This window comes from Rhizobium sp. RU33A (assembly GCF_900156055.1).
Lineage (GTDB): Bacteria > Pseudomonadota > Alphaproteobacteria > Rhizobiales > Rhizobiaceae > Allorhizobium.
Genome location: NZ_FTMQ01000001.1, coordinates 986,590 through 998,876, shown reverse-complemented (window position 1 = coordinate 998,876; position 12,287 = coordinate 986,590). Strand labels below are relative to the sequence as shown.

The 12,287-nt window shown below is 62.0% G+C and carries 13 protein-coding genes; 2 read left to right on the top strand and 11 right to left on the bottom strand.

Annotated elements, in window-relative coordinates; genetic code table 11:
* Positions 1-38: 38 nt before the first annotated feature.
* The 11 genes from BW978_RS04830 to BW978_RS04780 form a co-directional block, all read right to left on the bottom strand.
* Positions 39-344: a HigA family addiction module antitoxin gene (locus BW978_RS04830; protein WP_076392686.1), complete on the bottom strand. Its 306-nt coding sequence runs from the start codon at positions 342-344 to the stop codon at positions 39-41.
* Between the two features lie 14 nt (positions 345-358).
* A complete protein-coding gene (locus tag BW978_RS04825; protein WP_076392684.1) occupies positions 359-640 on the bottom strand; it encodes a type II toxin-antitoxin system RelE/ParE family toxin in 282 nt (93 codons plus the stop codon).
* Between the two features lie 52 nt (positions 641-692).
* Positions 693-2,627, bottom strand: coding sequence for a DUF2207 domain-containing protein (locus BW978_RS04820; RefSeq protein WP_076392682.1), 1,935 nt, complete (start codon positions 2,625-2,627; stop codon positions 693-695).
* A complete protein-coding gene (locus tag BW978_RS04815) occupies positions 2,624-3,889 on the bottom strand; it encodes a 3-phosphoshikimate 1-carboxyvinyltransferase (RefSeq protein ID WP_076392680.1) in 1,266 nt (421 codons plus the stop codon). Before BW978_RS04815 ends, BW978_RS04820 begins: the two co-directional genes overlap by 4 nt.
* Positions 3,890-4,015: 126 nt before the next feature.
* On the bottom strand, positions 4,016-4,567 hold the full coding sequence (locus tag BW978_RS04810; protein WP_076392678.1) for a LemA family protein: 552 nt from the start codon (positions 4,565-4,567) through the stop codon (positions 4,016-4,018).
* A gap of 102 nt (positions 4,568-4,669) precedes the next feature.
* On the bottom strand, positions 4,670-5,602 hold the full coding sequence (locus BW978_RS04805; protein ID WP_139330360.1) for a glycine--tRNA ligase subunit alpha: 933 nt from the start codon (positions 5,600-5,602) through the stop codon (positions 4,670-4,672).
* 124 nt (positions 5,603-5,726) lie between these two features.
* A complete protein-coding gene (locus tag BW978_RS04800) occupies positions 5,727-6,866 on the bottom strand; it encodes a sensor histidine kinase (protein WP_076392675.1) in 1,140 nt (379 codons plus the stop codon).
* 111 nt (positions 6,867-6,977) lie between these two features.
* Positions 6,978-7,172 (bottom strand): hypothetical protein, encoded by a 195-nt coding sequence (locus BW978_RS04795; RefSeq protein ID WP_076392673.1) that lies wholly within the window; start codon positions 7,170-7,172, stop codon positions 6,978-6,980.
* A 36-nt stretch (positions 7,173-7,208) separates the two neighbouring features.
* Positions 7,209-8,072 carry a S49 family peptidase gene (locus tag BW978_RS04790; protein WP_076392671.1) on the bottom strand — a complete coding sequence of 288 codons (864 nt, stop codon included), beginning with the start codon at positions 8,070-8,072 and terminating at the stop codon, positions 7,209-7,211.
* A gap of 93 nt (positions 8,073-8,165) precedes the next feature.
* A complete protein-coding gene (locus tag BW978_RS04785) occupies positions 8,166-8,972 on the bottom strand; it encodes a tRNA1(Val) (adenine(37)-N6)-methyltransferase (protein WP_076392669.1) in 807 nt (268 codons plus the stop codon).
* A 7-nt stretch (positions 8,973-8,979) separates the two neighbouring features.
* Positions 8,980-9,210, bottom strand: coding sequence for a putative signal transducing protein (locus BW978_RS04780; RefSeq protein ID WP_076392667.1), 231 nt, complete (start codon positions 9,208-9,210; stop codon positions 8,980-8,982).
* A gap of 125 nt (positions 9,211-9,335) precedes the next feature.
* Here BW978_RS04780 and BW978_RS04775 point away from each other — a divergent pair, with 125 nt between their 5' ends.
* Together BW978_RS04775 and BW978_RS04770 are read left to right on the top strand one after the other, a co-directional pair.
* Positions 9,336-10,352, top strand: a complete 1,017-nt coding sequence (locus BW978_RS04775) for a polyprenyl synthetase family protein (RefSeq protein WP_076392665.1) — start codon at positions 9,336-9,338, stop codon at positions 10,350-10,352.
* Positions 10,353-10,472: 120 nt separating this feature from the next.
* On the top strand, positions 10,473-12,284 hold the full coding sequence (locus BW978_RS04770) for a tetratricopeptide repeat protein (RefSeq protein WP_076392663.1): 1,812 nt from the start codon (positions 10,473-10,475) through the stop codon (positions 12,282-12,284).
* The last annotated feature ends 3 nt before the right edge of the window (positions 12,285-12,287 follow it).

Below are 12,287 nucleotides of genomic sequence, written 5' to 3'. Positions count from 1 at the left end.
AAAAGTCATCCATGGATGCGTGCAAAATGGCGGGTGGATCAGGCGGCGGACAGATCGGTTCGCACGGGAATGGCAGCCAGCTCTGCGGCTTTTGCTGTCGCTTCTGTCTTCAGGTCATAGCTCGTCTGCAGGTTCATCCAGAACTGCGGCGACATATCGAAATACCGAGCGAGGCGAAGCGCAGTATCGGGCGTCAGTGACGTATGCTCCGCAACCAGACGCTCGATCCGGGTGCGTGGTACATTCAAGAGGCGCGCAAGGGCGCCAGCGGTCAGCCCCATGGGCTCCAGAAACTCATCGCGCAGAATTTCACCGGGATGGACGGGCGGCAGGACGGTTGTCATGGCATGTCTCCTTCTCAGTGGTAGTCGACGATCTCGACCTGATCGGCACCGTTATCGGACCAGACGAAGCATATCCGCCATTGGTCGTTGATACGGATCGAATGTTGCCCAGCCCGATCTCCCTTCAGAGCTTCCAGCCGGTTGCCGGGTGGGCGCATCAGATCTGTCAGGGAGGTGGCATTGTCGATCAGCGTCAACTTGACGACCGCACGCCTGAGAAGATCTGCGGGGAAGCCCTTAGGCGCTTTTCCAGAGGCCACCGTCTCCGTCATTGCACTCGCATAGGACCGGATCATGTAATGCCTCCGAGATCACAAGTGTATCATCACACGATACATTTGTCGAGGACTACCACCCTCCCCCGCCGCCACCGCCACCGCCGCCGCCGGAGGAGCCGCCGGAGAAGCCTGAGGAGGACGAGGAGCTGGAAGGAGGGGGTGTCGGGATGGTGGAAGCGATCGTCGAGGCCATGGAGGAGGAGAAGCCGCCGATGCGGTCACCGAAGCCGCCGGGATTGCTGCCGTGATACCAGCCGGGGCTGTAGGCAGCGGCCGCGGCACCGGCGGCGGCTGTCGCGAGCCAGGTTTCGAAGGCCGTGCTCCACGGTTTCTCCACTCCCAGCGCCACCGCATAAGGCAGGAGCTTTTCGAAATGACTGGGCGACATCGTCGGGGCGCCTGCCATGTTCATGCGGTCCTTTTCGGCGAGCGTCAGATAGATGCGCAAACCCTCGATGCCATCCATCAGCTTGCGGCCAAGCGGCGTCGGCGCGCCCATCAGGAAGAAAAACAGCAGGTTGACCAGAAGAATGCCGCCGAAGGCGATGAGCACTGGGAACTGGTGGGTGGACTCGAGGTCCATCCACATGGAGATCAGCATCAGGCCCATGGTGGAGAGCGCCACGAAGCCGATCAGGGCCAGCGCCAGAATGGCGATGATCTTGCTGAAGAGAGAGCGGCCCCGCCTGAACGAGTTGACCAGCCCGATGGTGAAAGTACCGAAGAACACCGAGAAGAAGGTGGGCACAAAGATCAGCGCGTAGACGTCCTCGTCGAGGTCGCCGAAGATGAAGAGCGAGGCGACGACGGCGATCGAGAGGCCGATGCCGAGCGAAGTGTAGCCGGCATTGCCCTTGTAATACTTGTTGCGGTGTTCCTTTTCGATCGCCTGGCGAAAGCGATTGCCGACCGATTGCACCTTCTTGCCGTTGGCCTTGTCGATGACAAGCGTGTCGCCGCTTGACGGAATTTCCGCAATCAGAGCGGCCTCACCGGACTGCAGCTTGCCGGTAATGGCCTTGCCCGTGCGGCGGATGGTGATGCTGCTGTCGAGATCGTCGAGCTCGACATAGCCAGCGACTGCGAGATTGAGCGCGGCTGCGGCAAGTGCTGTCCAGCCGGCACCGGAAAAGCCCTTGTTATCGATGTAGTTTACGAGCGCGGGCGAGATGCCCTCCGGCGGATCCCAGCGCGGGACCACGACGCCCTTCGGCGGATCGCGGCCGACGGCTGCCCAGGAGCGCAGGTAGTAGAGGAAAATGACGGCCAGGCCGCCGAAGCCGATGATCGTGTTGAGGTTGTCGCGGATGAACCACCAGGTGCTGTCTTCCGACGAGGGTGCTGCGACCACGCCCTTGTCGAAGGCGAGCACGATGGTCAGGCCTTCGCCCGGGCCAAGCGGCTGCGTGGTCTGGAATTCGAGACCGTTCGATCCTGGGATTTCACGGGCGTTTTGAGCGGTGGAGCCGGATGGACCGGTGTAGAGGGTGGTTCTGGTCGGAACGGCACCATCTGGCAGCGTGACGGTCGCGCCCGCGCGATCGATCGGGAAGAGCCAGCCATTGCCGGTGACGTTCCAGTAGAGTTCGTCGTGATCGTCGAAATAGCGGATCTGACGACCGGTCCGGTATGTGATTGTGTAAACATACTCACCTGGCCGCAGGAAGACGTCGGCCGAGCCGGTATAGATGCGGATGCCGCCGGAGACGGATTCGGTGTGATTGGGCTCTGGCCGACCGTCCCGCTCGACCGAAATCAGCTCGAAATCGACCTTCTGGCGACGGCCCCGCGCGTCCCGCGCGTAAAGCGGGAAGTCGCGGAAAATACCGCGCCTGATCTCGTTGCCCTCGGCATTGACGGTGATCGTTTCCGTCACCTCGATCGTGGCGTCGGGCAGGACCGTGATATCCGCGTGGTAGCCGCGGATGACCTCTTCAGCCTGCGCGCCGCATGCCATCCAGATGAAGAGAAGGAAGGCGGAGCACAGGCGAAGCAGTGAGGTCATCTCGAATCGTTCCTGACGAGGTCAACGCCGAGCGAGGCGAGCGCATCCCAGTAGGCGGGATAGGTCTTGGCCACGCAGCCGGGGTCGAGGATGGTGATGTCGCGGATCTTAAGGCCCGCGAGCGCAAAGCTCATGGCGATGCGGTGATCGGCGAAGGTGTCGATGTCAGCCGGCAGCGACTGGCCTGCGAGCGAGGGGTCGGAGAAGACCAGGAGGTCGTCACCCTCTTCCTTGGCCAGGCCCTCGCGGATGTTGTTCAGCCCTGTCGAGACGGCGCGGATGCGGTCGCATTCCTTGACGCGCAGGTTCTCGATGCCGACGAAACGCACCGGCGTCTCGTTGAAGGCCGCGAGCACGGCGATTGTCGGGATCGCGTCCTGCATCTGGCTGCCATCGATCACGGCAGGCATGTTCGGGAACTGGGCGATCACGTCATAGGCCTTGGCGTCTGGTTGGGTGAAAGCGTCAGACGGCGTGCCGATGTCGATCTGACCCTTGGTCAGAACTTCCGCGCCCCAGAGATATGTGGCGGCAGAGGCATCGGGCTCGATGTGGAAATCGGTCGCTGTATAACCGGTCGGCTGGATTACCCAGGACGACGGCGTCGGCTGCTCGACCTTGGCACCGAAGGCGCGCATGGCCGACATCGTCAGGTCGATATAACCGCGGGCGCCGATATCGGCACCGGCAAGCTCGATGGTGAACGGCTCGGAACCGCAGGCCGCTGCCATCTGGAGGGCCGAGACATACTGGCTCGACAGGCCGGCATCGATGACGACGTGGTTCTTCTTGAAAGCGCCATTGGCGTCGATCGCGACCGGCGGGCAACCGGAGGGGGCGGCGATGGCAACGCCGAGCGATTGCAGCGCCTCGACCAGCGGCTTGATCGGCCGCTTGCGCATGTGCTCGTCGCCATCAACAACGTAGCGGCCCTTGCCCAACGCGAGGGCAGCGGTGAGGAAGCGGGTGGCCGTGCCGGCATTGCCAAGGAAAAGCGGTTCCGCCGGCGACTTCAACTCGCCCGTGCTGGTGACGACGAAGGTGGTCGCATCCGGCTCCTCGACGGTGACGCCCATCTGGCGGAGCGCTTCGGCCATATAGCGGGTGTCGTCGCTCTTCAGCGCGCCGGTCAGGCGGCTGGTGCCCTTGGCGAGGCCTGCCAAGAGAAGCGCGCGGTTGGTGATGGATTTCGAACCCGGAGGGCTCACCTGGCCGGTCAGGGCATGGGTGGGCGGAAGGATGGTCACACTGTCAGTCGTCATTGATCTCAGTCTCTATGCATGGTCCTAAGCAGGCCTGCAAAGAAGCGTGCTTTGCCTGTTTAACCGGTCGCGGGTTCTGGTTGGAAAACCTTAGAACAGTTTTCCGGAACCCGCTGGAAGTGGACGTCAGAACTTGACCGTCGGTACCGCACGGTCGGCCTCGTTGGCAATCTCGAAATAGGGTTTCTTCGAGAAGCCGAACTGACCGGCGACGAGGTTGTTCGGGAAGCTCTCGACCTTGACGTTCAGATCGCGGGCGGCACCATTGTAATAGCGGCGTGACATCTGGATCTCGCCCTCGACCGTTTCCAGCGAGCGCTGCAGCTCGAGGAAGTTTTCATTGGCCTTCAGATCCGGATAGGCTTCGGCAAGCGCGATGATCCGACCCAGCGCCGCCCCGAGCAGGCCTTCGGCCTGGGCGCGGCCGGCGACATCGCCCGCCGGCACGGCCTGCGCCTTGTTGCGCAGCTCGATGACGCTCTCAAGCGTACCCTTTTCGTGGCCGGCATAACCCTTCACCGTCTCAATCAGGTTCGGGATCAGGTCTGCCCGGCGCTTCAACTGCACATCGATGCCCGACCATGCTTCCTCGGCCATCTGCCGCGCCTTGACTAGGCCGTTGTAGATGAAGACGAGGTAGGCGCCGATGGCGGCCAGAATGGCAAGTGTCGTGAACATGAATGGCAGGCTCCCAGCTGATATGGCCGCACGTTAGCGGGTCAACACGAGAAAGTCATGACCATCTCGTTCAGGGTTCAAACCATTTCGACGCGAAGGTCGTTACGCCGCCCGCCCGAAATTCGCTCCGCCCGCATCCGTCAACAGGAAGGCCTCGCCACAGCTTTTGGCCAGCGCGCGGACGCGGCCTATATAGGCCTGGCGTTCGGTCACCGAGATCACGCCGCGGGCGTCGAGCAGGTTGAAGATGTGGGATGCCTTGATGCACTGGTCATAGGCCGGGAAGACGCATTTGTGCAGGCGCTGGTTTTCACTGTCCAAAGGTGCGCCGGCGGCGAGCAGGGCCTGGCATTCCTTCTCGGCATCGATGAAATGGCGGTGCAGCATCTCGGTATTGGCGAACTCGAAATTGTGGCGGGAATATTCCTGCTCGGCCTGTAGGAAGACGTCGCCATAGGAGATCTTCTCTTCGCCTTCGCGGCCGTTGAAGTTCAGGTCATAGACGTTGTCGACGCCCTGGACATACATGGCCAGACGCTCGAGGCCGTAGGTGAGTTCGCCCGCGACCGGCGAGCAGTCGATGCCGCAGACGGCCTGAAAGTAGGTGAACTGCGAGACTTCCATGCCGTCGCACCAGCACTCCCAGCCAAGACCCCAGGCGCCGAGCGTGGGGCTTTCCCAGTCATCCTCGACGAAGCGGATGTCATGCAGCAGCGGATCAAGCCCGATCGCCTTCAGCGAGCCGAGATAGAGTTCCTGCAGGTTGGACGGGTTCGGCTTCAGGATGACCTGGTACTGGTAATAGTGCTGCAGGCGGTTCGGGTTTTCGCCGTAACGGCCGTCGGACGGGCGGCGCGAGGGCTGCACGTAAGCGGCGCGCCAGGGCTTAGGGCCGAGCGCGCGCAGCGTCGTTGCCGGATGGAAGGTGCCAGCACCCACTTCCATGTCGTAGGGCTGCAGCACCGCGCAACCCTTGTCCGCCCAATAGGCATGCAACGTCAGGATCAGCGCCTGAAAGGAGCGCTTGGGGTCCATGTGCGGGGCAAGGGGCGTGGTCATCGGGCTATCCATCGGGTTGGCTCAGGTTGCGGCCCGTCTGGTGCCATGAGCGGGCGGAAGGGTCAAGCGTCTCGGCTCATGGCCGACGAGCATGGAAGGATCACTTGTCGAGATCGTCCGCATTGTGCAGTTTGCCGATCAGCGAAAAGGACACGCCTGCCGGCTCGAAGCGTATGGCAGCCTGCCCTTGAAAGAGATCGGATACAACACGTTCGGTCAGCCGCGAGCCGAAACCACGACGGGTCGGCTCCGTGACCGGCGGGCCGCCGCTTTCCTGCCAGTCGAAGGTGAAACCATTGCCCTCACCCTTGCTCCAGCGGACGCTGATGCGGCCTTCCGGCCGCGAAAGGGCACCGTATTTCGTGGCATTGGTGGCCAGCTCGTGGATCGCAAGCGACAGACCAAGCGCCTGCTGGGCGGAAAGATAGACCTGAGGACCGACGATCGAGATCCGGTCTTCGCCGTCGACATGCGGTGCGACGGCCGTTCGTGCGATCGCAGTGATCTCGGCGGCCGTGACACTCATGCCCGTCAGCACGTCCTGCGCCTTGGCCAGCGTCTGGATGCGTCCGCCAATCGTCGTTGCCGCTTCCGGGATCGAGGTTGCGCCGCGCAAGCTCTGGCTGACGATCGACTGGACCATGGCGAGCGTATTCTTCATCCGGTGCGCGAGTTCGCGGTTCAAAAGCTTGAGTTCGTCCTCATGCCGTTCGCGCTCGTCGAGATGTTTCTGCGCCTCGAGATAGGCCTGCTGCAGCGCCTGACGGTCCAAAACCGCGCTCGTGGTCTCGGTGACCACGTTCAAAATGCCCGCAATCGCTCCCTCGTCATCATAGAGAGGGCTATAGGAAAAGGTCCAAAAGCTGTCCTGCATCACTCCGTTGCGGAGGATGCGCAGGGGAAGGTTCTCCATCCAGGTGCCCTCGCCCGCCTGAGCACGCAGCACGAATGGCTCGACGCCCTCCCAGAGATCGGCCCAATACTCGCGAAACGGCTGACCGAGCGCGCTTTTCTCCCGGCCGGCGAGCATCGGCAGATAGGCGTCGTTGTAGAACTGGAGAAGATCGTCTCCCCACCAGAAGCACATGGGTTGACGCGTGGCGAGAACCTGCCGAAGCGTCGTCACCAAGGCGGGCGGCCAGGTTTCGGGCGGCCCGAGCGATGTGCTGCTCCAGTCGAATGCACTTATATCGTCTGCCACTCGCCCCGGTATACCGAGAAAATTCATGGTCTGGCTCATGGGACTCCGGGACTTGGCGATACGCGAAGCGGGGCTCAAAACGCCCTGAACGCCGCTATTTTTCCTTAGGTATCGTCTCGACGTGCCGAACTCAAGACAGAGGGATATCGATCAATCGTCATCCTCGCGCCGGGGCCGATACTCTCCGGTCTCGGGATCCTGAATGAGGGTCCCGATCGCCTGGTTCTCGCGCTCTTTTTCCTCGGCCCGCGATTTGGCCGCCAATTTCTCCGCATCCGCGACGAAGCGGCGATAGAGCAACCAGGCACCACCCACCAGGATCGTCAGAAATATCAGCTGCGCCATGTCCCCTCGCCGTTACGCCCTTCTTCATCACGCCGGTCAAAGACCGTAGCGATTCCATAGTGCCTTTTCTTCGAGCGTCTCGGCAAGGCCGGCGACCGCCTGGACCACAATCTCGTCAGGCGCGGCAAAAGCACCAATGCCAGGTGCCCGCCGGCCGAAGAGGCCCTTCGGGGCACCGATCAGTTCGAGGCGCGCATCCTTGCCGTAGCGGGTCTTGATCTCGTCGCGCAGGCCGCCGAGGCGATCGACAAGCCCGAGTTCCAGGCCCTTGCGGCCCGTCCAGAACAGACCGGAGAACAGTGTCGGATCTGCAGAAAGTACCGTGCCGCGACGGGCCTTGACCATGTCGATGAAGATCTGGTGGATCTCAAGCTGCAGCGTCTTCAGGTACTCGATGTCGCTTTCCTTTTCCGGCTGGAAGGGATCGAGGATCACCTTGTTCTCGCCCGCCGTGTAGACACGGCGTTCGACGCCTATCTTCTTCAGGAGTTCGGGGAAGCCGAAACCGCCAGAGACGACGCCGATCGAGCCGACAATCGAAGTCGCATCGGCGATGATCTCGTCGCCAGCGATCGCGATCATGTAGCCGCCAGACGCTGCGACATCCTCGACGAAGACGAGTACACGCTTGTTCTTTTCTTCGGCCAGCGCCCGGATACGGTCATAAATCATGCGCGACTGAACAGGAGAACCGCCCGGCGAGTTGATCGACAGCGCCACGGCGGGGCTATCCTTCATGCCGAATGCCTTTTCCAGCTGGCCGGCAACCGAGGAAAGGTTCAAGGCAGGGCGAAAGCGCGAGCCGCCGCTCATGATCGGACCGTGCAGCCTGACGACCGGAATGACGATACCCTTCTTCTGGAAGCGCTTGGGAACCAGCCGTTTCAGAAAGTCTGCCATGGTCGCGTTTCAACTCCTCAGGATCATCACTCTGACCGGAGATGTAAGACGCGCCGGCGCAAACACAATGGTTTGCTCAAAAAATGAGTGTTTTCAACGCAGCCGTCGATAACCCACGCGGCCGTTGCTCAGGTCGTCGACCAAGGGGGCGAAGGCATGGCTTTCCGCCCGATCGTGCATCAGGAGAGGCGCGCGCAGCTGGAGCCTTGCCCGTGAGCCCTTGATCGCGGTGACCAGGATACGGGTGGCATTTTCGCCCTCGCGTGGATGGATCGCCGTGATCTCCAGGCCGCCGAAACGCCGGCCGCAGGCGGCAATGATCTCGCCGATCGACTGGGGTCTTGCGATCAGCGAGAGTTGCCCGCCGGGAGTCGTTATGGCGCCGGCGGTTCGGATCCAGCTCTCGAACAAATTCTCCGTCATCGCATGGGCCTCGGCCTTCAGGGCATCCGGCGTCTTGCGGTCGCCGGGATCGTTGAAAGGCGGGTTCATGATGACGTGATGGAAGCTGTTATCGGGGAGGCCGGCTGCGAAGCGCGCCTTGCCGGTCAGCGTAACATCGGCCTCGATGACCTCGGCGCGCACGGCAAGCTCTGCGTTTTCCCGCAAGGCGAGGCTCTTGCGGGCGAAAGCGGCCATGTGCGGCGAGCGTTCGACCAGGACGACGGACGCTGTCGGCAGGCGGGTAGCGACGGCCAGACCGGCGGCTCCTGCTCCAGCGCCGAGATCGGCAAGCCGGATCGGGCGATCATCCACGACCAGAGAGGCGAGCAGCATGGCATCCATGCCTGCGCGATGGCCATGTCCAACCGGCTGCACGAGATGGAAGCGGCCGCGATGAAAGGCATCGACGGTCTCTGCCGCTATCTGTTCGACGAGGGGCTCCGAGCCTGCCGCCATATCGTCCTCAAGCCTCGGGATCGCGCAGTTCGGCACCCAGGCCGGCATCGGTGAGAATGCGGCGCGCCTGATCGATACAATCGGAATCCACCAGCAGGCGACGCTGCAGCATGCCGAGCGAGCCCTCGAGGATGCTCATGGACTGGTCTGCGATCATCGAGGCGATCCCGGCGTCGCGCATCAGGCTTTCGGCAAAGGAGAGCAGGACGACGTCGTTGCTGCGAATGATCTCATGCATCGATTTCAGAACTCACTGTTAACAGCTAAACCGGCTTTCAGGCACAGGCCGAGGCAATTCGCCCCTTGCCGTGGCCTTCCCGGCTTTTTATGGTCGGCAACCAAACTGAACAGGAGTCCGGTGCGTTGGGCGTAGTCATACCGCTTGAGGAAAGCAAAAACAAACAGGCATCCGTCAAGCCTCTGGTGGACCTGACCAAAAGCGGCATGGAGCGCGTCAACCAGCTGATCCTGTCGAAGGCAGGCTCGGACGTTCAGATGATCCCGGAGGTGGCGAACCACCTGATCTCATCAGGCGGCAAGCGACTGCGCCCGATGCTGACACTCGCGACGGCGTCAATGTTCGGTTACGAGGGTGACCATCACATCAAGCTCGCGACCTCCGTCGAGTTCATGCATACGGCGACGCTTCTGCATGACGATGTGGTCGACGAAAGCGATTTGCGGCGCGGCAAGAACACCGCCCGCACCATCTGGGGCAACCAGGCAAGCGTCCTTGTCGGCGACTTCCTGCTCGGTCAGGCGTTTCGCATGATGGTCGAAGTCGGCTCGCTCGAGGCGCTCGACGTGCTGTCGACCGCGGCCTGCGTGATCGCCGAGGGTGAAGTGCTGCAGCTTTCCGTCGCCAAGAACATGGAGACGACGGAAGACGACTATCTCGCCGTCATCCGCGCGAAGACCGCAGCGCTGTTTGCGGCTGCTGCCGAGGTCGGCCCGATCGTTGCCGGCACCGACAAGGCGACCCGCAGCGCGATGAAGTCATACGGCATGAATCTCGGCCTCGCCTTCCAACTGGTCGATGACGTGCTGGACTATGGCGGCAAGGCTGCCGAGACCGGCAAGAATGTCGGAGACGATTTCCGCGAAGGCAAGATCACCCTGCCCGTCATTCTTTCCTATCGTCGTGGCACGGCTGCGGAGCGGGAATTCTGGAAGGAATCGATCGAAGGCGGGCAGAACGATGATCTGCGGCTCGAAAAGGCACTCGGCCTGATCGGCAAGTATGGCGCGCTCACCGACACGATCCAGCGGGCACAGCATTACGGCACGATCGCACGCGACGCCTTGGCGCCCCTGCCCGAGACGCCGTGGAAAAGCGCCCTCAACGACGTGATCGACTTCTGCATCTCGCGCGTGAATTGACGCAGATCCAGCGATTGCCTTGCGGGGCTGCTTCAAAAAAGCCATTCTATCCATGAATCATCGCCAATCGCCCGCGCGCGGGCGACCTGCGGTTGCTCTCGGTTCTTGAAAGGCTCGTTCATGCGGCAAAGCTTTGCCCTTCGCACTCTCGCCGGCACCGCGCTCGCGTTGCTGCTCAGCGTCTCACAGGCGCCGCTGGCGCTTGCTGCTGCCAATGCCCAGCCCACGGAAGCCGAGAGTTTCGATATCGGTAGCGTCGATTCCTTCGCGGGCGCCTTCCTGGCCGCCCGGACAGCGGAAGCGGATCGCGATTATCCGAGTGCTGTGAAGTTCTACAAGAAGGCCCTGGAGTTTACGCCGAACGAACTTGAGCTTCAGCAGCGGCTGATGATCTCGCTCATCATGAACGGCGAGTTCGACGAGGGCGCAGATCTCGCCAAGGTTCTGGAAAACGATCCGGCGGTTGAGCGCGTCACCTCAGTGGCTCTCGGCTTTCGCGCCATCCGCGATGGCGACTTTGCGCAGGCGCTCGAGCACTTCAAGTACCAGGGACCAAACGATCTCGACCGGCTGATGAACCAGTTGCTGATCGCATGGACCAAGGTCGGCGAAGGCAAGGGCGAGGAAGCCCTGAAACTCGTGCAGGATCTCGATGGTCCGAGCTGGTACGGCATTTTCAGCAATTACAATGCCGGCGTGATGGCCGCGATGATCGGCGACGTCGACGCCGCGCGCAAGGCGCTGACGGACACGGTTACCGATCGCAATGGCGGGGCGACGGCGCCGGACACGTTTGCCCGTGCAGTCATCGCACTCGCGACCCTTGAGGCCCAGGCCGGCAACAGGCAGAAGGCACTCGATGCTCTGGCGGCCGGCGACGAACTGATCACCAACTTCGCCCCCTTCAAGGCGCTCCGCACCGAAATCGAAGCCGGCGGCCAGCCGAAGCCGGTCGTCGCATCGGCGGCGCAAGGCGCGGCCGGTGTTCTCTTCTCGATCGGTGGCGCGCTGAACCGTGAAGGTGCCGAAGACACTGTCATGCTCTATCTCCAGCTGTCGCATGCGCTGGACAAGGATGCCGCCGATACACTGATCCTGCTTGGCGGGATCGCCGAGAATGCAAAGCAGCCGGAAAAGGCGATCGCCTTTTACCGGCAGGTGCCCGAGACCTCGCCGATGCGGCGCATTTCCGAGCTCCAGCTCGGCCTGACGCTCGCCGAAACCGGAAAAGTTCAGGAAGCGCGCGAACATCTGCTCGCCCTCATCGCCTCCGATCCGCAGGATATCAGAAGCTACCTCGCCTATGGCAGCGTGCTGTCCGATGCCAAAGATTATGCGGCCATGGCGGAGAATTACGACAAGGCGATCGAGATCATCGGTCCGAACCCGGCGCGGAACCACTGGTCGGTCTTCTTCCAGCGTGGCATCGCCTATGAGCGGCTGAAGAAGTGGGACACGGCGGAGCCGAACTTCCACAAGGCGCTGGAGCTCAATCCGGATCAGCCGCAGGTGCTGAATTATCTCGGCTATTCCTGGGTCGACATGAACCGCAATCTCCAGGAAGGTCTGGAGATGATCAAGAAGGCGGTCGAGCTTCGGCCGGACGACGGCTACATCGTCGATTCGCTCGGCTGGGCCTATTATCGCCTCGGTCGCTTCGAGGAAGCGGTTGTCGAACTGGAACGGGCCGTCGAATTGCGCGCTGGTGATCCCACGATCAACGACCATCTGGGTGATGCCTATTGGCGGGTAGGACGCAAGCTCGAGGCCACCTATCAGTGGAAGCGGGCACTGGCATCCGAGCCGGAAGAGATCGAGGTTCCGAAGATCCAGGCGAAGATCGAAAAGGGCCTGCCGCCGATCGTGTCTGATGCCGCAAAGGTCGAGACCAAGCCGGTCGAAGAGCCCAAGAAAGACGACAAGAAGACCTGAGCC

Excerpts from the sequence above, each read along its gene's own strand:
- BW978_RS04830 (WP_076392686.1), bottom strand. The coding sequence starts at position 344 with ATGACAACCGTCCTGCCGCCCGTCCATCCCGGTGAAATTCTGCGCGAT.
- BW978_RS04825 (WP_076392684.1), bottom strand. The coding sequence starts at position 640 with ATGATCCGGTCCTATGCGAGTGCAATGACGGAGACGGTGGCCTCTGGA.
- BW978_RS04820 (WP_076392682.1), bottom strand. The coding sequence starts at position 2,627 with ATGACCTCACTGCTTCGCCTGTGCTCCGCCTTCCTTCTCTTCATCTGG.
- BW978_RS04815 (WP_076392680.1), bottom strand. The coding sequence starts at position 3,889 with ATGACGACTGACAGTGTGACCATCCTTCCGCCCACCCATGCCCTGACC.
- BW978_RS04810 (WP_076392678.1), bottom strand. The coding sequence starts at position 4,567 with ATGTTCACGACACTTGCCATTCTGGCCGCCATCGGCGCCTACCTCGTC.
- BW978_RS04805 (WP_139330360.1), bottom strand. The coding sequence starts at position 5,602 with ATGGACCCCAAGCGCTCCTTTCAGGCGCTGATCCTGACGTTGCATGCC.
- BW978_RS04800 (WP_076392675.1), bottom strand. The coding sequence starts at position 6,866 with ATGAGCCAGACCATGAATTTTCTCGGTATACCGGGGCGAGTGGCAGAC.
- BW978_RS04795 (WP_076392673.1), bottom strand. The coding sequence starts at position 7,172 with ATGGCGCAGCTGATATTTCTGACGATCCTGGTGGGTGGTGCCTGGTTG.
- BW978_RS04790 (WP_076392671.1), bottom strand. The coding sequence starts at position 8,072 with ATGGCAGACTTTCTGAAACGGCTGGTTCCCAAGCGCTTCCAGAAGAAG.
- BW978_RS04785 (WP_076392669.1), bottom strand. The coding sequence starts at position 8,972 with ATGGCGGCAGGCTCGGAGCCCCTCGTCGAACAGATAGCGGCAGAGACC.
- BW978_RS04780 (WP_076392667.1), bottom strand. The coding sequence starts at position 9,210 with ATGCATGAGATCATTCGCAGCAACGACGTCGTCCTGCTCTCCTTTGCC.
- BW978_RS04770 (WP_076392663.1), top strand. The coding sequence starts at position 10,473 with ATGCGGCAAAGCTTTGCCCTTCGCACTCTCGCCGGCACCGCGCTCGCG.